Origin of the sequence: Pseudoalteromonas sp. P80D2 (genome assembly GCF_036680945.1) — a bacterium.
GTDB classification, from domain to species: domain Bacteria; phylum Pseudomonadota; class Gammaproteobacteria; order Enterobacterales; family Alteromonadaceae; genus Pseudoalteromonas; species Pseudoalteromonas shioyasakiensis.
Genome location: NZ_JAZDAR010000035.1, coordinates 34,699 through 57,201, shown reverse-complemented (window position 1 = coordinate 57,201; position 22,503 = coordinate 34,699). Strand labels below are relative to the sequence as shown.

The following is a 22,503-nucleotide window of genomic DNA, read 5'->3' as shown; positions in this document are numbered from 1 at the left end:
ATGGAAAAGGTATTTCACTTAGGGCTTACTCGTCAGGACTTAAACGGCGCAACCCTTGCGATTGTCCCTGGCGACCCTGACCGCTCAGCACGCATTTCAACACTTCTCGATAACCCTGAATGCTTAGCGAAGACCCGTGAATTTCATGTATACCGAGGTGAGCTTAACGGCCACAGTGTTGTAGTTTGTTCTACCGGTATTGGCGGCCCATCTACATCAATTGCTGTTGAAGAGCTTGCTCAGCTAGGTATTGATACCTTTTTGCGTATTGGCACGACCGGTGCAATTCAGCCACACATTAACGAAGGCGACATTTTAATTAGCCAAGCTTCAGTTCGTTTAGATGGTGCTAGCCAGCATTTCGCACCACTAAGCTACCCTGCTGTGTCTGACTTCTTTGCAACACAAGCGATGGTAAATGCATGTGATAAGCTAGGAATTAATTTCCACATTGGTATTACTGCATCGAGTGATACTTTCTACCCGGGTCAAGAACGTTACGATACTTATTCTGGCTATGTTCCTCGCTCATTCCAAGGCAGCTGTGAAGAGTGGCAAAAACTAGGCGTGATGAATTATGAAATGGAATCAGCAACACTATTTACTATGTGTGCCGCCCTTGGCTTACGCGCAGCCTGTGTTGCAGGTGTATTAGTAAATCGTACTAAACAAGAAATTCCGAATGTTGACCACGGCGAGATTGAGAAAAAATCAGTCGCCGTCGTCATTGAAGCTGCAAAACTATTGCTAAACTAGTTTAGCAACACAGTGCTCAAATGCTGGTGGGTTTGCAAAGCTTGCCAGCACACTTTTAGCCACCTCATATTGATTTTCTGCCCCTTGTGTTTCTAACAAGGTGATTGACTTAACTGTTTTATCATCAAAGGTTAAGCCCGCAAGATAAAACTGACTCAATGCACTTTGTAATGGCGAAAGGCTTGGACTATAAGCAGCATTTTCAGCATAACTTCCGTAAAAGTCACCTTCATCAAAAGTCGTTAATTTTACCGCGCTAAAGTTACCTGTGTATGGCACGTATGCATTGAGTGCCAATTGAATAAGTTTAGCATCATCAATCGAAAGCTCAGTAAACTGTTTATCGCTTTGCTTATTAGAAAATAAACAGGCTTCATTGCCTAGGTCTTTTGGGCCAAATGAATAAGGTAATAACTCATGCAGATTAAAGTCACGTTCTGGCAATAAAATCTCAAGTGAGTCTGCGGTGCTCAATTCATTCATAAATTGACGGCAGTAACCGCAAGGTGCATCGCTAATAGCAATTTTTAACACTGCTTGCGCGCCATTAAGCCATGCATTATTAATGGCTGATTGCTCAGCATGAACGACCAAACTCAATGCTTGATGAGAAAACTCAACATTTGCGCCAAAATAGAAATTTGTTTCGCCTTGCTTGTTTAACCCAACTGCAATGGCGCCCACATTGAATTTAGAAATAGGCGCGACAGAAAATAAACTTGCGACGGGTACACAAGCTTTTAGTAACTCAAGTTGGCTAACTTGAAACTGCTGACAAAGAGAAGAAATATCAGATTGAGATAAGATGCCACGTTGCTGTTTAAGCTGGGCAAAAAGAGAATTTTTTTGTTGATCATTGAAGCTAAATGGCTCTGAATTTTGAGCTAGTTTGCTTGCATCTATCCTAGTTGCTGTCATAACAAATTATAATTATTAATTGGCTAAACAGTTTAAAAGGTTACGTAATGAATTGCTAGGTTTTGGCGGTAAACATCAAGGTAAATCGCACAATAAAAGCTAAAAATTAGCGGTATTTGTAAGCCCAGATATACACAATAAAATAGCGATGACTAGCTCGACTAATTATTGACGAACCAGCCAATTTTTTGCTTTGTTAAAACATTCAAAGTTTTCAGCTTGTAAGTTATAGCGCTTTGCTTTTTGCATAAATAAGTCGTGCATAAAACCATCAAAACTTACAACTATTGCTACAACAGCTTTTTTCAAAGAGTTTGCCACTTCCGGCATAATGGTGAATAAATCAGCAGGTGCGAAATTGTGCGTCATCTCAGACACATCAACGAGTATTTTCTCTGACCCATGTAATTCTGAATATTGTTGGGCAATTTGGTAAAAATTTATCACATCCTGTGCACTAGCAGTCCCTCTTAACGTCATCATCACGAGTGACGTCGATGCATCATAAGTGATGCAAGTAGACACGTTTGGCATAAGTTACTCTAAAAAAGCGTGGGGGTTGATTTGGCTTAACGGTAGCTGAACCAAAAAGCTGGGCTATTTTATTAATATCGCCTCTCTAGTCAATACCTAGCAATAAAATAGGTATGACCAGTTGTAAAATTCAGATTTTAGGATTAGATCTACTTTAAAGAGTTGTTATGCAAATTCATATCTTATTTACTTTAGACACAAGTATGAGTTTTCCTTTCATAGAATCAGCTTTTTCAGATAAACCTATATTTAGTTAAAATTTATAATATTTAGCGTTAATTAGACAGCAAAATGGGTGAGCGTTTTTTAAGCTCACTTTTAAATGGATTGGTGTGTCATGAAAGCGCGATTGGTTATATTATTTGGCTTTACCTTGTTGATTTTATTAATTTCAACAACACCTAAAGCGATGCCCATTAAAGAATTTGAAAAGCTTAGAACCTCAATAAGGCAAAGCTACGCCAGTTCACCTCAAGAAGGGCTTGAGTTTGTCAATGCGCTGATTGAAACTACCGAACTAACACTAGAACAAAAGATTATAGTCACTAATTATAAAGCTTGGTTTTTGCTTGAGACTGACAAGCTTGAACAAGCCATGGAAACCATTGTTAAGTACATGAATATGGTTTCTCAATCTGATGAAAAAGACCTCATGTATGGCTATTTTAATATTTCAGGGGGCATTTATGCGCGCTTAGGTCTATATGAAGAAGCCTTAGCGTACTATCGCGATGCCATGCCATTTGCACAATCTCGAGATGAGCGTTTAGTTTATCAAACCGAAAATAATATCGCTTTAGTAAAGCTACGTTTAAACCGTTATAAAGAAGCTGCCGACTCGTTCACATACTATCGAGATTATGCCCACAGTAAAAATCAAACTCTCAACGAATCATTTGCAAGTAATAATTTAGCGCTAGCTTTAATTGGGTTAAAACAGTATCCAGAAGCACTCAAGATTATCAATGAAGCTATTGGGCTGCAAAGCCAACACAACTACACCACTCACCTTGCTTCAAGCCTTGTTTTAAAAGCCAAAGTATTACGTTTTCAAGGTTTTTTAGAAGACTCAGAAAAGGTACTCAACGAGGCTTCAACGCTTATTGAAAATAAACAACTTGAGAATGAGCAACTTAATATTATTTTATGTTTAGCAGAAACGTATGAGGCACAAGGACATACTGATAAAGCACTCACAACGCTTGCATCCGTTGATACTCACACTGTTAGCCATACTAATTTTGAAACCCTATTATCGATTGCCAAATTAAGTGCAGAGCTTTACGAGCAACAAAAAAATTATGTAAATGCACTTAGCGCTTATAAACAATATTCGTACATTAACGCCGCTATTTTAACCAGACAAGCCAAAGTGAATTTAGCAAAAGCACTTGCAGAAGCCGATGTTGCCGCAAAAGAAGTAAGAATTTCTAACCTAACTCGTGCTGAGCAAATAAAAGCAACTAAAGCCAACGCATTTAAAGACCTCACGATTGTAGTAAGCATCTGTTTAGTTGTTATTTTATTTGGCTCACTTATCGCCATTAACAGCATAGACAAACAAAAACAAAAATTAACTAAAGCATTAGAGCAGTTAAAAGATACACAAGATCATCTGATTGAAATCGAAAAAATAGCCTCTTTAACAGCACTGGTATCTGGTATGGCGCATCAACTTAATACCCCTATTGGCACCATAGTGACCGCAAGTTCATTAATCGATGATTACATGGAAGGTTTAGAAGAAAAATTTAAAGCCCGAGAGCTCTCTAGCAAACATTTTCATAAGTTTATTACCGATACCAATAGCGCTAAAGAGTTGGTGATCAGTAGCATTAATCGACTTGCCGGAATTGTCGAAGAATTCAAAGCGCTCAATGTGTCTATTCACCTTGATAAACCAATGAGCAAAATACAGCTACCAAGCTTTATTAGTCATCGTTTATACCCTTTGAGTAAACATCTTGGTAAGCAAATTGAGTTTAAAATTCATGGTGATGAGGCTGTTATTACGTCATATCCAACTATCTTAAGTGATGTATTAAAAACCTTGGTTATTAATTCCTGCGAGCATGGCTTTGTTAATTCTGACCAAGGTGTTGTCGAGGTAACAGTTAAAGCCTATACACATGTGGTTGAAATTACTTACCAAGATAACGGCGTGGGAATAAACGACGAAATACTTCATGAAATATTTACGCCATTTTACACCACTAATTTAGGCGGAAATCATTTAGGGCTTGGTTTAAACGTGGTATTTAACGCGGTTAAATATAACCTAAGAGGGAAAATCGGCGCCGAGCCATGTAACCACGGCGCACGATTTGTTATTAGCCTACCAATCGATGCTCGATTGGTCGATGATACTAGCTATTAACCGGTATTACGCATACCTGCAGCGATACCTGTCATAGTGATCATCAAGGCATTATCAATATCGCCTTCAGATCCCTCGTCAGCTTCGCGTGAACGACGCAGTAACTCGACTTGTAATAAGTTAAGTGGATCTGTGTACGGGTTACGAAGTGCGATTGACTCTTTGATCCAAGGTTGGTCTGCAAGTAAGCTCTTTTGTGGGCTAAGCGACTGAACAAGCTCAATCGCCTCGCTCAATTCTTGACGTAGCTTCACGCCTAATGGCTTATATTGTTCAGTTACTAGTGCATCATCGTAATGCGCACTTAACCATGTATCTGCTTTACTAAATACCATTTCTAGCATCTCTAAACGAGCACGGAAGAATGGCCATTTTAAGCTCATTTCATGAAGTGTCTCGATGCCATACTTATCTAAAGCAGCTTTAAGGCCTGTTAATGCACCCAACCAAGCTGGAAGCATTAAACGGTTTTGGCTCCATGCAAAAATCCATGGAATAGCACGAAGGCTTTCTACTCCACCGTTCGGGTTACGCTTCGCAGGGCGAGAACCAAGTGGTAATTTAGAAAGCTCTTGCTCTGGCGTTGCCATTCTAAAATAAGGCACAAAGTTTTCATCATGGCGCACAACTTGACGGTAATGCTCACAAGAATCTGCACTAATAAGCTCCATAACATCACGCCATTCGCTCTTAGGCTCTGGTGGCGGCAACAAGTTACTTTCTAGAACTGCACCGGCATAAATATTTAAGCTTTGTAGCGCTACAGCAGGCAAACCAAACTTAAAGCGGATCATTTCACCTTGCTCTGTTACACGTAGGCCACCTTTTAATGAACCTGGAGGCTGTGAGCGAAGAGCTTGGGCAGCTGGCGCGCCACCGCGACCAACAGTACCACCACGGCCGTGGAATAAAATAAGTTCAATACCGCGATTTTCGGCTAATTGTACCAGCTTATCCATAGCTTCATATTGTGCCCAACCGGCAGCCATCATACCTGCATCTTTTGCTGAATCTGAGTAGCCGATCATGACATTTTGCTGGTTTTGAATATGACCTCGGTACCAAGTGTTATCAAGTAAACATTCGATAACCTCTTTACCATTATTTAAGTCGTCTAACGTTTCAAATAATGGCGCAACCGGTAAGTTAAACTTACAACCACTTTCTTTAAGCAATAACTGCACTGCCAGTACATCAGATGCGGTACGTGCCATCGAGATAATATACAAGCCAAATGTTTGAGCATCTTGCGCTGCGATTACATCGAATGTATCTAGCACCTCTTGTACTTCTGGGCTTGGTTGCCAATGTTTTGGAATTAGCGGACGTCGAGAGTTTAGCTCAGCAAGTAAAAACGCTTGTTTGTCTTCTTCTTGCCATTGATGGTAATCACCTAAACCTAAATAACGTGTTAGCTCAGAGAAAACATCACCATGACGCGATGAATCCTGACGTACATCAAGTTTTGCAAGGCGCAGACCAAAGCTATTAATACGGCGCAGAACATCAAGTAGCAAGCCATCGGCAACTACTTTCATGTTGGTCTTAATAAGCGAGCGATAACACACTTCGATTGGGTGTTTAATTTGCGCGATATCGGTAATTAAATCTTCAGAATCAGTGCGCTTTTTCTTAATTTTAGCGCCCAAATGCGTCACAGTTTCAGCAATTTGATTCTTTAATTTTTTAAGTACCGCACGGTAAGGTTCAAAGTCTTGGCCCGCAAGCTCAATAAGCTCATCGCTTGCATCCGACATAGATAACTCATTGCTTAGCGTTTCGATATCACGCGAATACAAATCAAGTGCCATCCAGCGACCATGATCAAGTACTTGCTGTGTGACTTCAGCAGTTACAAACGGGTTACCATCACGGTCGCCGCCCATCCAAGAAGTAAATTCAATTGGGCTGAAATCAATAGGTAGCTCTAAATCAAGCTCTGCTTTTACGTCTTCGCCAAACTCACGTAAGAAACGCGGAACAGCGTGCCATAAGCTATTTTCAATAACCGCAAAACCCCATTTAGCTTCGTCAATTGGCGTTGGGCGTGAGCGACGAATGTCATCGGTATGCCACGCTTGGCTAATAAGTTGGGCAATGCGGTTTAATAAATCTGCACGTTCACTAGGTAAGTTGTCTTTACGCTCTAAAGAGGCAAGGCAATCACTTAATTCTACGTGTTTATTGATCATTGTACGGCGTGTCACCTCAGTTGGGTGAGCCGTCAGAACTAAATTGATGTGGAGTTTTGAGAGTGTTTGCGCCAAGTGATTAGGATCAACTTGACCTTGCTTTGATGCTGTTGCTAACGCTTTTAATGTTTGAGTGAGAGGGTTTAGTTGGCAAAAACCAACATCATTAAAGCGAGATACGGTATGAAATTGTTCAGCAACATTAGCAAGATTCAAAAAATGATTAAATGAGCGTGCAACCGGTAATAGTTCTTCATCTGTGAGAGCGTGTAGTACTTCGATAAGCGCTTGTCTGTCGGCTTCGTTACCACTACGTGACGATTTAGATAAAGCACGAATCTCTTCTACCTTATCTAAAATGGCTTGTCCTTGTGCATCTTTAATGGTTTGACCCAGCATTTGTCCAAGCATACTAACATTACCGCGAAGTGCAGCGTATTGTTCACTCATTCTCATACTCCTTTCTTTAACTAAGTTGAAAGTACTTACTGCACAGTATTTAGCCAAGCACGAACGCAGCTAAACACTGATCCCTTTTATTAATATCATTGTCAGCGTTAATTTAATAGATCGAATTTTCTAACATACTCGTAAAAAAGAATAACCAATCTATAAACATAAAAGTGTAATAAATACGCAGCTTAGTCAGCTGCAAAGCGTTAAAGCCAGCTCAATTGGTAAAATGGACTTACCAATTTAAAAGGTAAAATCCCCGTAATTTAAGGCATCCTTAAAGTTTGCATGGTCAAATTTTTACCCGCCTTTTTTATGTGTTTGTAGGTTTAGATCAAGACAAACAGAGCTACTATCACTTTATTAGTTGGTGATAGTTTGAGCGAAAAAATTTTCAAATATTTTTATAACAGGTCAAAAATGCAACTCTATATTTTGTGCGGTGCAAGCAGTGAAATTGCAAATGCCTATTTCACCACTCTATATAAACGAATAAACACGGGTCATATCGTAACCATCAGTCGAGGTGAATTTAAGGCAAGTTTTAATGAATCTATAAGCAATGAGATAAGCCACCAGCATTTTATTACTGACTACTCAGAGCAAAGCTTAAGTGGTATTGCGAAAGAACTTGCCGGTGGCCAATATGATTTGGCCCAGTTGATGATATTTAACGGCCTATTGCATGATCCAGATAATGTGCCTGAACGTAAACTTGAACAAATATCTGAGCAGCACTTTATAAATAGCATGATGACAAATGCTCTACTACCAATTCGCTGTGTGACGTTATTCTCATCGCTTTTAAAGCCACAAGTTTCAACTGTGGTGTGTGCCCTTAGTGCACGTGTTGGTAGCATTCGTGATAACAAGTTAGGCGGTTGGTATAGCTATCGGGCATCGAAGGCGGCATTAAATATGTTATTTAAATCTGCAGCAATTGAACTTAGCAGACGCTATAAAAAATGCCACTGCGTGTTATTTCACCCAGGTACTACTGATACGCCATTATCAAAACCTTTTCAGGCAAATGTGCCCGAAGGAAAGCTATTTACCCCTGAGTTTGTAGCTGAGCAATTGTATTTATTGATAAGTGATGCTGACTATTTACAACAATCACACAACCCTGCCTACTTTGACTGGCAAGGAAAACCCATAGACTGGTAACAGGAAATTTATGCATTTAACAAAACAAGCCATTGCTGATTTAGAAAACCGCTACCGCGCCCATCTAATTAATAGTTTGTCGGGGTTTAAAAGTGCCAACTTAGTCGGCACACAAGATAATAATGGCCAAACTAATTTAGCCATTGTTAGTTCAGTATTTCATCTTGGGGCACATCCCCCTTTAGTGGGTATGATAATTCGCCCTCATTCAGTGCCTCGCCACACCCTAGAGAACTTATTAGCGACTAAGCACTACACGATTAACCATGTCAACAAAGACATTTATAGCAAAGCGCACCAAACATCGGCACGCTACGACAAGGACGAGTCTGAATTTGATGCAACAGGGCTTACTACTGAATACCTAAATGACTGTACAGCGCCTTTTGTTAAAGAAAGTAAGCTTAAATATGCGCTTGAGCTGAAAGAACACCACCACCTTGCAATTAATGGCACTGAGCTAATCATAGGTGAAATAACCGATATCTACTTAGATGAGGCTTGCTTGCAAGAAGATGGCTTTGTCGATATTGAAGCCATTGATACAGTCGCAGTGAGCGGGCTAGATAGTTACCATGTAACTGAACGTTTAGCCCGCTTAGCGTATGCTAAAAAATAATCTTTAATTTAAGCACTAGAGTATAAATGGCTTAGGCGCATGGGTTAACACCTCAAAGCCAGATTCGGTGACAACAATGTCATCTTCTAGGCGCACACCACCATAGCCTGGTATATAAATGCCAGGCTCAATGGTGATCACATTACCAACTTCAAGGTTGTAGTCTGTCAATGTGTTAATAAATGGCACTTCATGTAAAAACAGCCCTAAACCATGACCAAGACCTTTACCCGCATACTCGCCAAAGCCCCCCTCTGCAATTACATTGTTTGATATAACATTTAAATCTAAACAATTAACACCTGGTTTAACCATTTCAAGTGCCGCATTTTGTGCATCGAGTACGGTATTATAAATACGGGTTTGTTTTTCTGACGCTTCGCCAATGATGTAACTGCGGGTCATATCAGAGCGATAACCATTTACAACCGCACCAAAGTCAAGGGTTACAAAATCACCTTGTTTTAAAACCTGATCTGACGGGTTACCATGCGGCAAGGCTGAGCGTTCTGCAAACAGCATAATAGTAGCAAACGACATTCCTTCTGAACCGAGCTTTTGCATTCTAAATTCAAGCTCTAACGCAAGGTCACGCTCAGTTACACCCGGTTTAAAATAAGGTAGCGTTTGTGCTAATGCTTCATCAGCGATGGCTGCAGCAGCTTTAATTTGTGCAACTTCCCAGCTATCTTTAACGCGTCTTAGTTTTTCAATTAAACCGTTTACCGCTGTTAAAGTGTGGCCGCTTAGCTCATCTGCCACACCTTGCCAAATTGCTACCGTGACATAACTTGCATCAAATGCGACATGGCTGTTCGGGTTAAGGTGTCTATTTATACAATGGCCAAGGGTTTCGTTGTCTCTGTCTCGACAAACAATTTCGAACCCTGTTGTTTCAGCAATTGCACGTTGGTGGTATCTGTAATCAGTGATCAACACACACGCATTTTGAGTAATTAATGCATAAGCAGCATTACCGCTAAAACCACTTAAGTAACGAATATTTTCATGACCAAGTACTAACATGGCGCTGTAACCTTGTTGCTCTAGCAAGGCTTTAAATTCAGCTTGTCTTTTTAAGTAATTAACTTGCATTGTCGCTCCTTATTTTTTGCGCATGCTAACAGTTATGTCCATAAATACGAATATTATGCGATTAGTCGCAGTGAGTTTGCATCAGCTGTTTACTCAAGCCACAATGCACAAAAAACCAAGGAGTACACAATGACAACTTACGGTATTGGCACACAAACGCCAGAGCAGGCGCTTGACTCTTTGTCAGATATGACAACAGATTTAACCCCTATTCAAAATGACGAATTTCATGCACGTATCGCAAAAGCACAAGCGTATATGCAAGCAAACAATATTGATGCAATATACTTAAATGCAGGCACTAACCTAGCCTACTTTACAGGTATGCGTTGGTACGCAAGTGAGCGTTTAGTTGGCGCTATTTTACCTGCTAAAGGTGATGTGCAATACATAGCACCGTTTTTTGAAATCGGCAGCTTAAACGATTTTATGGTGATTGATGGCCCAATTCGTGGCTGGCAAGAACACGAAAACCCTTATCAACTGTGTGTAGATGTTCTTACAGAAATGGGCATTAGCAAAGATGGTACCCTTGGTATTGATGAAAGCGCACAGTTTTTCATCTACGACGGCATTAATAAAGCGAACGGCAATTACAATATTGTTAACGCACAGTGCGTAACAGCTCACTGCCGCATGCATAAGTCAGCCAGCGAACTTGCCCTAATGCAACGTGCAATGGACATGACTTTAGAAGTACATAAAGCAACGGCAAGTATGCTTTATGAAGGTATCACCACAACTGAGGTTGAAGCCTTTATTAAAAAAGCGCACCAAAAAGTCGGCGCACCGGGTAACTATTTTTGTATTGTGTTATTTGGTGTTGCGTCGTCTTTCCCGCATGGCGTTAAAAACCCGCAAACCCTTAAAAAAGGTGATGTGGTACTGATTGATACTGGCTGTAAAGTACATGATTACCTCTCTGACATTACCCGTACTTATGTATTTGGTGGAGCAACCGATCGCCAACGTACGTTTTGGCAACACGAAAAAAATGCCCAACTTGCTGCTTTTGCTGCCGCAAAAAATGGTGAGCCATGTGGCAAAGTAGACGATGCTGCAAGGCAGTACCTCGCCGAAAATGGCATGGGACCAGAGTATCAAACACCAGGCTGCCCACACAGAACAGGCCATGGCATTGGTTTAGATATTCATGAATGGCCATACCTAGTGGGTGGTAACCCTACCCCACTCGCAACAGGTATGTGTTTTAGTAACGAACCTATGTTAGTAATACCGGATGAGTTTGGTATTCGCTTAGAAGATCACTTTTATATGACAGACGAAGGCCCGCGCTGGTTTACCGAGCCTGCTCATAGCATTGATGACCCATTTGGTTTAGCTAAATAAAATTCAAATTAACTTTATAAGGCCAGTTTTCTGGCCTTTTTTGTATCTGAATTATTACAATCATTAACAGTGTGGACATTTTAGAGACAACCTATCAGCTTTTATCATGTTATGATTTCAAGAATTTAACCTAACATAATTACGGAGAATAAATGGGTTTACGTTTTAAAGTTCCACATACCCTGATACTGCTGCTGTGCATGATGGTTGTTGCGCTTATTGCTACTTGGTTAGTACCACAAGGTTTTTTCACTACTACATTAAGTGAATCAGGCCGAGAAATGGTTGTTGCGGGCACCTATCAAACAGTTGCTGAGCGCCATTACTTAACTCCATGGGATTTATTACAAGCCATACCTCGCGCTTTTGCTGCTGCTCAAGATGTTATTTTCTTTGTGTTAATTGTTGGCGGTGTATTAGCTGTTGCACGTGCCACAGGCACTGTTGATGCTCTCATTGGTAGGCTTTTAGAGCGACACGGTAAAAAACCACAACGATTAATCTTTATGGTGGTGTTTTGCTTTGCCTTAGCATCAAGCAGTATTGGTACCGCCGGCGAATATATTCCTTTTGTTATTATTCTTGTAGCGCTTTGTAAGGCAATGCGCCTAGATGCAATGACTGCCGTAGGTATGATAGTCGCAGGTTATGGTATTGGTTATGGTGTTTCGGCATTTAACCCATTTACGGTATTAATCGCACAGCAAATTGCAGGTATTCCTGTTTACTCTGGTCTGTGGTTACGTTTAGCTATATTCATTCCATTTGTGCTCATTGGTTTTCATCATGTTTGGCAATACACCAAAAAGGTAGCGAACGATCCGTCTAAATCGATGATGATTGGCGTGCCTTGCCCACTGGAAAATCAAACAGCAACAAGTTACCCAGCACTTGCCCTGCGCCATAAACTCATTTTAGGCAGCTTTATTATTACCCTTGCAATTGCAGTATGGGGCATCGCAACGAAGGGCTGGTACTTATACGAGCTAGGTGGTGTTTTTATTGCTTGGGGTGTGGTTGTCGCCATTTTAGGCAAACTGTCTGCTGATGAAGCAGCTAACAAATTTATAGAAGGCGTGTCTGATCTTGTTACTACTGCAGTGTTAATTGGTGTAGCACGGGGTATTGCACTAATTTTAGAAGACGGCCAAATCCTGCATAGCCTTGTACATGGCATGTCGTTACCGCTTTCTTATGTATCAGCTGAAATATCTGCAATTGGTATGTTGGTTATTCAAACCCTGCTTAATACCTTTATTCCTTCTGGTTCAGGGCAAGCTTATGTCACCATGCCACTAATGGCGCCACTAGGTGATTTAGTGGGTGTACCAAGGCAAGTCGCCGTGCTTGCTTATCAATTTGGTGATGGCTTTTCAAATATGATCATCCCTACCAATGCCGTACTTATGGGTATTTTAGGCATGGCTGGTGTGCCTTACGGATATTGGTTTAGATTCTGTTTGCCACTACTGATCAAACTAATGGTCGCAGCATCGGTTGTATTGGTATTAGCTGTAATGTTTGGCTATGGCTTAGATGTGCAGCCACAGATAAACTAACTCGTTTGGGTAAAAAAAAAGCGTCAATTGACGCTTTTTTATAATCCTATTAAAATGTTTATTATGTTAACTATGGATTAATTATGTCTTAATTAAACCTTCTTAAACACATTGCTTTAACACGTACATAGTTAAAACCATTACCATAAGCCCTTGAAAAATTGACTTCCCAACTTGATGTTGATAACACCTTACTGCTTGAAATATTAACATTACGTCCCGTACCTAAAAGCCTTAATTCAGGACCACCACTCACTGCAAAATAACCTGAAGGGCAGTTACCTGAAACCGCTCGCCTCATCACACTATAAGACGAGCTAACTGGCACATATCCGCCGACTCTAACCAGTATGCTTTGGTACGTATCGCTCGTATCTACTTCGCAAATAAAGCTTCCGTCAGGATAAATCACCCTAAGCGATGAATTAACAGGGCAAGAGCCATCTAAGACATCTTGTTTAGATGCTAAGCTTGCTTCTAAGTTATCTAAGTCAGATTGAAGAGCTGCAGTTTCTGCTTCTAAAGCTGATATTTGTGAAGCATTCGCATCAACATCACTTTGTAAAACCGCGATATCATTTTCATTCGCTGTTATACGCGCAGATAAATCACTGATATCTTGTTGAATGAGCATTACATCAGCTTCAATGCTAGCAATAGATGCGCCTGTGCTTGCTGCTAAGGCGTCTAAGTCAGCTTTATTTTGATCTATTTGCTCTTGAAGATGCTTAAAAGGAACACCATTTGGTGTTTCTCCATTGCCTTTTCCAGATGGTTCTGCATGTAATTGGGTAACGAGTAAAGTACTCGCAGCCAAAACGGCTAGTTTTAATCTTGATTGAGTATTCATAATATACCTCCATTTAATGATCACTATCGTGCTAGAGGTATATCCAATTACATAAAACTTCATAAGCCACACTCTAGTGGTTTAAAATACACAACATTGTAGGTATGGATTTATCTCTACCAACGAATTAACGTTAGTCACTGTTAACCCAAAAGCACTATTTAGTGGTGTATTTAAAGAAGTCTGACCAAAAAAAAATGTAAACTTAAATATTAAAAAAGTTTACTTTATAGCTAGTTCCAGAAAATGAAAGTTCAATTACTATAAAGTAATGCCTAAAAATTGAATATAAATTAGTATGCCTCACATCAGGAGGCATTCTTATTAGGAATTAAGTTCGGTACAGCACTTTAATTACATGCCAACCAAAGCGCGTTTTCACTAAATGAGGCTCTAAGATTTCGCCGCTGAAAGCTACTTTGTCAAACTGTGGCACCATTTGCCCACGTCTAAATTCCCCCAAGTCGCCGCCTTTTTTACCCGACGGACAAGTTGAATGTTTTTTAGCTAGGGTCTGAAACTTAGCACCTTTTTTTAGTTGCTTGATAATGTCTTCAGCTTGTTCTTTGTGCTTAACAAGAATGTGCAGTGCGTGCGCTGTATTTGCCATGGAAAATCTCGAAAATTAAAACGCGCATATTTTATCACGGCAATCACCACTGAGCCACTGCGGCTATTTATGTTTACTTGTTGCCTGCAAAAATCCTGTCACCAAACAAAATTGCGCAATGTAATACGTTATCATTATTGCGATATCTGCATGGGCTATTTCTAAATAAAAACGATTAAGGCCAAGAATAGAGTCTGATATTACAAACACTGCCCCACCTAACACTAAAAAGCCGTTCGACTTATCCGTCATCCAAGTAAGGCTTGCCATTATGGTAAGTACCAACATATAGAAAAGCACAGGGACGAGCATGTCATTTAAGTTTGGATAGAATAAGCAAAAAACGATGATGGCCAAAAATAGATAAAGAAGTACAACGTCTAGTCGCCAGTTTTTAATTGGCAACATGGTAATGATATAAAAGGTATGGCTTATAAAAAAAGCCGCTAAACCACCTATAAAGAGTTGCCCTGTATCAAGGGCTAGCAACACATCACCTAGTGCTGAAAAACTAAGAGCGAATAATAAAGTAATAAAAGTGCGATTTTGTACCTGACTACGCCTTTTTAACACCATCACAATCAATAGGCCGATTGGTAATGTTTTAAATAGCTCCAAAAAAGGTTGAGGCAATGCTGGCTGTAATAGCAGTAAAGCAATGTAAAACGTACTTAGGGTTAGAAAGAGAATGTTCATATTGTTATTATTGTTGTTTGTTCCCAATAATGAGAATAGCAAGCTTTGCTTTAAATGTTTATAAAAAATGCTGCTTTTGTCTTTCAGTCAGTAACTTACACTGTGTCCGTTTGCCAAAAAAACGATAACGATTACGACCAACCCAATCATACATACGATCGCGAATGCATTTTGGCAGTAGCTTGAAAACGTTAGCCAAAGAGAATGGAAAACCTAGTTGAGTTGCGATAAATAACACAGCATCACTTTGTTTATATAGCTGGTTTTTATCAATGACTAACATTGAGGAAAGTGGATCTTTAACTGCATGAGCCTTTAATAAACGCTCACCTTTATCGCTTTGCATTGGGCATAACTTAAAAGTGATTTGCTTATCAAAGCGAACAATAAACCGCACACAAAAATGGCACAGATTACACTGACCATCAAACAGGATGACTGGGCAGTGAGTTTGCAAAATTAACCGCTTACTTGCACGACTTGTTTACCAGTAAAGCCACCTGCAAGTTGTTTATTTAAAGCTGCTGAAACAGCCTCAGCGTTAAAATCAACGGCATGGATTTGTGGTAGTTTGATCTCACCACGGGCTGCATTATCGAGTAATAAATTTCCCATAAAACTCAGCTTTTGTTGCGCACATAAGCTATTTGCAAGCCATGCACCACCTAAGGATACAATGCCAATATTTGGTGCGCGTCTAAACATCAGTTCTTGTTCAAACTTAGGTAACTCATTTAAACAGGCAATACGGCCACAAAAGCGCATAAGCTCAACGTTACGAACAGTGGTATCACCACCAATACAATCAAGCACTGCATCAAAGCCCTGCGGACCTAATTCACGGCGAATTTTATCTTCAAGTTTTGGGTCTTTGTAGTCAAACACCACATCAGCACCTAATTGCTTAAGTAACTTATGATTGTGTTTGCTAGCAGTGGTAAATACGGTTGCGCCACGTTGCTTAGCAAATTGAATAGCGAATTGGCCAACGCCGCCTGCACCTGCATCAATAAACAGTGAATCCCCTTCGCTTAGCTGCAACTTATCAAGGGCAATTAATGCCGTCATACCTGAACAAGGTAAAGTTGCAGCATCTGCCGGTGATACGTTATCTGGCACAACCGATACCGCATAGTTTGGTACCGTTGTGTATTCAGATAACACACCTTGGTCACCAAGGCTGGCGTGCCATACAACACGTGCACCCACACCAGGGAATACACCTTTATTTGCTTGAACAACCACGCCAACAGCATCATGGCCTAATACATGCGGGTAATGCCATTTACAAAAACCTTGTTTTGCAAAGTTGGCATCACCATGATTTAAGCCCACATATTCAACTTTTATCAAGAGCTCGTTGCCTTCAGGGCTCGGTACTGGCACAGAAAGCTCAGATAACGCAATCGCGTCATTTGGCTCAAGCAGTGCGAGCGCGCGCATTGTTGACGGAAGTTCTGTAGTTTGTTGAATATGTGACATTGAATACTCTGGGTTAAAGGTTGTTTAGTTCAAAGCTCCAGCGACCATTAAACGCTTGATAAGCACTTACTTTGGCCTGTAACGAAGCAATTGTTGAATCAACAGCGTTCTCTTGCGCTATTAAAACATCCTGTCTCGCATCTAACAACTCTAAGTAAGGAATTTGTCCTTCTTGATACATTGCTTGAGCTTGACCAAATGCTTTATTCGCATAATTAAAACGCTGATCAGCATAACTTAACTGTTGCTGCTGTTTGACTAGTCTTTGTAAAGTAAGTTCACTATCGCTAATGGCTTTTAATACTTTACTTTGATAGTCACTGTAAGCGGCTTCACTTAAAAACTGCTGTGCATCACGCTGCGCTAATAATGCAGGATAGCTGAGTAATGACCATTCAACTTTTGGCGTTACTTGCCATTGTTGCACGGTATCTTCTAAGCCATTACTGGTTAAGCTCACCACACCTGCAAACCCTGCCAGACTAATATCTGGCAGTAGTGCTTTTGAGGCGGCAACACTTAGCGAATAAGCCTGACTAAACTGATACAAAGCACTGGTAATATCTGGTCTGAGAGCCATTGCTTCACTGGCTTTAGTAAACGAAACGCTAAATTCGTGGCTGAGTAACTCAGGCTCTTCTATCAAAGTTATGTCGCTTGCAAGTCGACCAGTTAGTACCGCAAGGGTTGCGAGGTCACGATATTGCAAGTAACTAAGCTCAGGAATAAGCGCTTGTTGCTGCTTTAACTGCGCAAGGGTACGGTTAAGATCAAGCTCATTCGCAACCCCCTCTTCTACTCGCGCTTTGAGCACATCTATACTTTGCTCGAGCGCCTCGATTTGCATCTCAATGATAGCTTGCTTTTGCACATTACCTTGATAGCTTACATAGCCTTGCACTACAGCTGAAACCACTTCAACCTGTAATGCTCTTAGCTGCTCTGCTTGGTTTAGTGCACCTGCATTAGCTGCATCCACCAGCGCTGTAATACGGCCAAACAAATCAAGCTGCCAATTAACATTAACCCCTGCGTTTGATTGGCGCGTAATTGCGCCATCTAAGCTGCTGCGCTCTGCGCCTACGCTTAGGCTGCCCTGCGGATAATAATCCGCGCGGGCTGCACCTAAACGGGCAATGGCTGCATCAAGCTGAAGTTGACTGGTTTTTAGGTCGTGATTCATTGCTAATGCATCAGTTACTAAATTGTTTAACTGCGGCGAATCTAAACGGCGCCACCAATTATTTTCGCTCGCACCTTCGTTTTGTTCACCAATTTGTGTATCGCTAACAAATTGTGTCAGGCTCACTTGCTGCTCTTGCATATCGACGCTTTGTGCGCAGCCTGCCAGTGCTCCGGCTAACAGCATTGCACTAACTAGTTTGCCGTGTTTAAAGATTGCATGAAGAGGCTTATGCATCATGTTGCTCCTTCTGCGATTTTTTAGTTACTAACATATAAAACACCGGGGTGAACAATAAGCCAAACACGGTTACACCAATCATGCCTGAGAATACCGCGTTACCCATGGCATGACGCATCTCTGCACCTGCACCAGTTGCTAAAACAAGGGGGACAACACCTGCTGTAAAGGCAATTGACGTCATTAAAATTGGGCGAAGTCTTAAGCGACACGCTTTAATAATGGCTTCAAGGTGAGACAGCCCCGTTTTATGCTGATCTCGTGCAAATTCAACCATCAAGATGGCGTTTTTGCTTGCCAGTGCAACCAGTACGATGAGTGCAATTTGCGTGAAGATGTTGTTGTCATCACCAACAAGCCACACACCTAACAAGGCCGAGAAAATCGTCATAGGCACAATCAAAATAATAGCCAGTGGTAATCTTAAGCTCTCGTATTGGGCAGCAAGTACCATGAACACAAGTAATACAACCAGTGGGAAAACATACACCATGGTATTACCTGCTAATATTTGCTGATACGTTACTTCTGTCCATTCAAACTCGATACCATTTGGTAATGTATCGGCAAGGATTACTTCAATCGCATGCTGTGCTTGGTCTGAGCTATAACCTGGCGCAGGGCTACCATTTAGTTCAGCTGTTGGATAACCGTTATAGTGCATTACACGATCTGGGCCTGTTGTTGGCGTTACCGTTAATACAGAGCCTAATGGCACCATCTCACCCATACGGTTACGTACCTTAAGATTCAAGATTTGATCTGGATCTTGACGGTAATCGGCATCAGCTTGTGCATTAACCTGATAAGTACGACCAAACAAGTTAAAGTCATTGACGTACACAGAACCTAAGTACACTTGTAAGGCATTAAATACTTCATCAAGTGGAATACCTTGAATAAGCGCTTGCTCACGATCAATGTCGATATCCATTTGTGGTACTTGAATTCTAAAGGTTGAGTATAGGCCCATTAACGCAGGGTCTTGTTGTGCTTTAGCAATGGTTGCTTGTAAGCTATTAAAGAGTTCCTCAAAGCCTTTGTTAGCACGGTCTTCAATTTGTAGTTTAAAGCCACCTGTTGTCCCTAAACCTTGAATTGGCGGTGGCGGGAATACCGCAACAAACGCTTCATCAATAGTCGCAAACCTTTGATTTAACTGAGCCGCAATTGCCATTGCTGACATACTCGGATCTTGGCGCTCTTCAAAAGGTGCAAGTGGAGTAAACATAATGCCGCTGTTAGGGCTATTTGTGAAACCATTCACCGATAAACCAGGAAACGATACTGTGTTTGCAACACCCGGTACTTGTAATGCAATTTTTTCCATTTCTTGCACGACTTCTTGAGTTCTATCTAAGCTTGCCGCATCTGGTAACTGTGCAACAGCAACTAAATATTGCTTATCTTGCTGTGGGATAAAACCGCCTGGTACAGCATCGAACAATTTAACTGTGCCACCAACAAGCGCAACATAAGCAACTAATACAATCACACTCATACGAATTAGCTTTTGAACCAGCTTTTCGTAGCCATTGGCGCCTTTATCAAATAAGCGGTTAAAAGGTTTAAATAGCCAATTACCGAATATGCGATTTAATAACTTAGTTAAACGGTCTGGTTTTGCATCATGACCTTTTAGTAACAACGCCGATAACGCAGGCGATAGTGTTAACGAGTTAAATGCTGAGATAACCGTCGAAATTGTAATAGTTAATGCAAATTGCTTATAAAATTGACCAGATAACCCCGTAATAAACGCTGTTGGAATAAATACCGCACACAATACAAGTGCAATGGCAATAATTGGTCCTGTTACTTCGGTCATCGCGACACGGGTTGCTTCAAGTGGCGATAAGCCCTGCTCGATATTACGCTCAACGTTTTCAACCACAACAATGGCATCATCAACAACAATACCAATGGCAAGAACCAAGCCGAATAGCGATAAGGTATTAATCGACACACCCAACCATTGCATAACCGCAAACGTACCAATCAAAGATACAGGTACCGCAATAAGCGGGATAACCGATGCACGCCAAGTTTGTAAGAACACCACTACAACAATAACCACTAACGCAATTGCCTCTAGTAGCGTTTTAATAACAGCATCAATTGAGCCGCGTACGAATACAGTTGGGTCATAAACAATGTCGTATTCAACACCTGCCGGAAAGTCTTTTGATAAACCTTTCATGGTTTCACGCACTTGATCAGAAAGCTCTATCGCATTTGACCCCGGGCGCTGGAATACCGGCATTGCAAGGGCTGGTTGACCATCTAACATCGCTCTTAGTGCATAAGTGTCTTGGCCTAATTCAAGGCGTGCAACATCACTTAAACGTGTAAGCTGACCTTGCTCACCTACTTTGATGATCACATTTTCAAATTCTTCTTTTGAGCTTAAGCGCCCTTTTACATTCATCAGAATTTGAAATTGATTACTTTTCGAAGTTGGTTGTGCACCTAAACTACCCGCAGCTACTTGTTGGTTCTGCGCGCGTAATGCATTTACTACGTCCATGGCTGTTAAGTCACGAGCAGAGAGTGCATCAGGGTTAAGCCAAACACGCATTGAGTATTGACCACCACCAAACATACGAACATCACCCACACCAGGAAGACGTGCAATTTGGTCTTTGATATACAAATCGGCATAGTTGGCTAAGTAAGTTGTATCATGCGTTTTTTCTGGTGAGTATAAATGCACCACCATGGTTAAATCTGGTGATGATTTTTCAGCGACAACACCTAAACGCTGAACTTCTTGCGGTAAGCGTGGTAGCGCACTGTTAACACGGTTTTGTACTTGTACTTGCGCACGATCTAAATCAGTCCCTAATGCAAAGGTAACTGTTAACGTCATACGGCCATCACTGGTTGCTTGCGAAAACATATACAACATGTTTTCAGTACCATTGATTTCTTGCTCAAGCGGCGTCGCCACTGTTTCAGCAATTACCGTTGGGTTTGCACCCGGGTAACTTGCCGTCACAACAACAGTTGGAGGCACTACCTCTGGGTACTCACTCACTGGCAATTGAAATAACGAGATTGCCCCTGCGATGAGAAAGATAAGCGACAGCATCGCTGCAAAGATGGGTCGCTGGATAAAAAAGTGTGAAAATTTCATTTTGACCTACTGTTTAGCAACCAAATCTGAGTGATTATTTGAAAGAGTGAATGCAATTCCATCGCTATTAATAGTGACTGTGTTTGGTGAAATAGGCATACCAGGACCAACACGCGCCGGGCCATTCACAGCAATCACATCATTTTCGTTTAGACCCGATGTAATCGCTCGTAAGCTGCCGTAACGCTCACCCACAGTCACTAATTTATATTCAAGAACATTGCCTTCACCTACGGTAAGTACAAAGCGATTCTTTAAATCAGTCCCAATTGCACGTTCTGGCACGATGACTTTTTCGCTCACTTTATTGGCAGCAAGTTTGATACGAGCAAATGAACCCGCACGTAATTGTTGTTCATCGTTTTCAAACACTGCACGTACACGAAGAGTGCCGGTAGTTTCGTTGATTTGGTTATCAATGAAGTTGATTTTGCCATTGTAGTTAAAGCTGGTTTGACCCACTTTTTGCATCACAACCGCTTGTTCACTTTGCGCTGTCACATCAGCAAATGACCGATTCCACGTACGCTCATCAATATCAAAATAAGCATACATTTGCTGGTTTGAAACAATGCTTGTTAATACGCTTTGACCTGCAAGAACATTGTTACCTTTGGTGATATTCGCACGAGATACAACGCCATCAATTGGCGAACGCACTTGCGTAAATGCTAAATCAAGCTCAGCGGCAGTAAGCTCAGCTTGTAGTGCTAGCAATTGTGCTTCGCGTTGTCTTAGAGTTGATTTACGAGACTCAGCTTGCTCCGTTGAAATCGCTTTTCGCTCTGTTAAGCGATCTGCGCGTTTTGCTTCACTTTTAGCTTGCTCAAGTGCCGCCTTTGCGCTCTCGATTTGCGCTTTTAAGCTATCTACTACGGCAGCAAATGGGCGAGCATCAAGGGTGAAAAGCAAATCGCCTTCTTTTACGCTGTCACCTTCTTTAAAGTTAATTTTATCGATAACACCCGAAACACGCGGCATAAGCGCAACTTCTTGTGGCGCCTCTAAACGCGTTGTATAGGTGTGCCAATTTTGTACCGGCTTAACAAGCACTTGTGCTACATCGATTGGTTGTAATTGCTGTTGCTGCGCTGCTTGATTGGCTTCTGTGCCACATCCTGCAAGCGTTAAGCTCGCAATGGTCACTGCCACTGCAAGAATAGATTTGTTCATCACGACTCTCCTGTTAATAGATTGGAGACAATATTACGGAACTAATTAGCGGATAAAAATGATAGATTTTTAAATTCATTAATGCCAGAATGGCACCAATAAAGTTTAAGGAA

General features: G+C 41.2%; 18 protein-coding genes. 6 read left to right on the top strand and 12 right to left on the bottom strand.

Annotated elements, in window-relative coordinates:
• Positions 1–756 (top strand): uridine phosphorylase, encoded by a 756-nt coding sequence (udp, locus tag VRK28_RS09940; protein WP_058584290.1) that lies wholly within the window; start codon positions 1–3, stop codon positions 754–756.
• Here the strand turns inward: udp and cdd are convergent.
• Together cdd and VRK28_RS09930 are read right to left on the bottom strand one after the other, a co-directional pair.
• Positions 748–1,674 (bottom strand): cytidine deaminase, encoded by a 927-nt coding sequence (gene cdd / locus VRK28_RS09935; protein ID WP_062565517.1) that lies wholly within the window; start codon positions 1,672–1,674, stop codon positions 748–750. The two genes, udp and cdd, sit on opposite strands and share 9 nt — an antisense overlap.
• Before the next feature lie 165 nt (positions 1,675–1,839).
• On the bottom strand, positions 1,840–2,208 hold the full coding sequence (locus tag VRK28_RS09930) for a hypothetical protein (protein WP_062565518.1): 369 nt from the start codon (positions 2,206–2,208) through the stop codon (positions 1,840–1,842).
• 337 nt (positions 2,209–2,545) lie between these two features.
• Between VRK28_RS09930 and VRK28_RS09925 the strand changes: the two genes are divergently transcribed.
• A complete protein-coding gene (locus VRK28_RS09925; protein WP_062565519.1) occupies positions 2,546–4,585 on the top strand; it encodes a tetratricopeptide repeat-containing sensor histidine kinase in 2,040 nt (679 codons plus the stop codon).
• On the opposite strand, the gene ppc is transcribed toward VRK28_RS09925, so the two are convergent.
• A complete protein-coding gene (gene ppc / locus VRK28_RS09920; RefSeq protein WP_062565520.1) occupies positions 4,582–7,227 on the bottom strand; it encodes a phosphoenolpyruvate carboxylase in 2,646 nt (881 codons plus the stop codon). The genes VRK28_RS09925 and ppc overlap by 4 nt on opposite strands.
• A gap of 423 nt (positions 7,228–7,650) precedes the next feature.
• On the opposite strand from ppc, the gene VRK28_RS09915 reads away from it, so the two are divergent.
• Together VRK28_RS09915 and VRK28_RS09910 are read left to right on the top strand one after the other, a co-directional pair.
• Positions 7,651–8,397, top strand: coding sequence for an SDR family oxidoreductase (locus VRK28_RS09915; RefSeq protein WP_062565521.1), 747 nt, complete (start codon positions 7,651–7,653; stop codon positions 8,395–8,397).
• Between the two features lie 10 nt (positions 8,398–8,407).
• The gene (locus tag VRK28_RS09910; protein ID WP_062565522.1) at positions 8,408–9,016 is read left to right on the top strand and encodes a flavin reductase family protein; all 609 of its coding nucleotides are present in this window, start codon (positions 8,408–8,410) and stop codon (positions 9,014–9,016) included.
• 15 nt (positions 9,017–9,031) lie between these two features.
• On the opposite strand, the gene VRK28_RS09905 is transcribed toward VRK28_RS09910, so the two are convergent.
• Positions 9,032–10,111, bottom strand: a complete 1,080-nt coding sequence (locus tag VRK28_RS09905) for a M24 family metallopeptidase (protein WP_062565523.1) — start codon at positions 10,109–10,111, stop codon at positions 9,032–9,034.
• Between the two features lie 129 nt (positions 10,112–10,240).
• On the opposite strand from VRK28_RS09905, the gene VRK28_RS09900 reads away from it, so the two are divergent.
• Positions 10,241–11,461, top strand: coding sequence for a M24 family metallopeptidase (locus tag VRK28_RS09900; RefSeq protein ID WP_062565524.1), 1,221 nt, complete (start codon positions 10,241–10,243; stop codon positions 11,459–11,461).
• A 152-nt stretch (positions 11,462–11,613) separates the two neighbouring features.
• Entirely contained in the window at positions 11,614–13,020 is a 1,407-nt protein-coding gene (locus VRK28_RS09895) for a YfcC family protein (RefSeq protein ID WP_062565525.1), read from the top strand.
• An 88-nt stretch (positions 13,021–13,108) separates the two neighbouring features.
• Here the strand turns inward: VRK28_RS09895 and VRK28_RS09890 are convergent, their stop codons facing one another.
• The 8 genes from VRK28_RS09890 to VRK28_RS09855 form a co-directional block, all read right to left on the bottom strand.
• Positions 13,109–13,870, bottom strand: coding sequence for a hypothetical protein (locus VRK28_RS09890; protein ID WP_062565526.1), 762 nt, complete (start codon positions 13,868–13,870; stop codon positions 13,109–13,111).
• 331 nt (positions 13,871–14,201) lie between these two features.
• Positions 14,202–14,480, bottom strand: coding sequence for a peptidylprolyl isomerase PpiC (ppiC, locus tag VRK28_RS09885; RefSeq protein ID WP_055021968.1), 279 nt, complete (start codon positions 14,478–14,480; stop codon positions 14,202–14,204).
• A 63-nt stretch (positions 14,481–14,543) separates the two neighbouring features.
• On the bottom strand, positions 14,544–15,176 hold the full coding sequence (locus tag VRK28_RS09880; RefSeq protein WP_062565527.1) for a lysoplasmalogenase: 633 nt from the start codon (positions 15,174–15,176) through the stop codon (positions 14,544–14,546).
• A gap of 58 nt (positions 15,177–15,234) precedes the next feature.
• The gene (locus VRK28_RS09875) at positions 15,235–15,633 is read right to left on the bottom strand and encodes a thiol-disulfide oxidoreductase DCC family protein (RefSeq protein ID WP_062565528.1); all 399 of its coding nucleotides are present in this window, start codon (positions 15,631–15,633) and stop codon (positions 15,235–15,237) included.
• 2 nt (positions 15,634–15,635) lie between these two features.
• Positions 15,636–16,658 (bottom strand): zinc-binding dehydrogenase, encoded by a 1,023-nt coding sequence (locus VRK28_RS09870; RefSeq protein WP_062565529.1) that lies wholly within the window; start codon positions 16,656–16,658, stop codon positions 15,636–15,638.
• 13 nt (positions 16,659–16,671) lie between these two features.
• Positions 16,672–18,078: a TolC family protein gene (locus VRK28_RS09865; protein ID WP_062565530.1), complete on the bottom strand. Its 1,407-nt coding sequence runs from the start codon at positions 18,076–18,078 to the stop codon at positions 16,672–16,674.
• Entirely contained in the window at positions 18,071–21,217 is a 3,147-nt protein-coding gene (locus VRK28_RS09860) for an efflux RND transporter permease subunit (RefSeq protein ID WP_253048711.1), read from the bottom strand. The genes VRK28_RS09865 and VRK28_RS09860 overlap by 8 nt, the downstream gene beginning before the upstream one ends.
• Before the next feature lie 6 nt (positions 21,218–21,223).
• Positions 21,224–22,390, bottom strand: coding sequence for an efflux RND transporter periplasmic adaptor subunit (locus VRK28_RS09855; RefSeq protein ID WP_062565532.1), 1,167 nt, complete (start codon positions 22,388–22,390; stop codon positions 21,224–21,226).
• Positions 22,391–22,503: the final 113 nt, after the last annotated feature.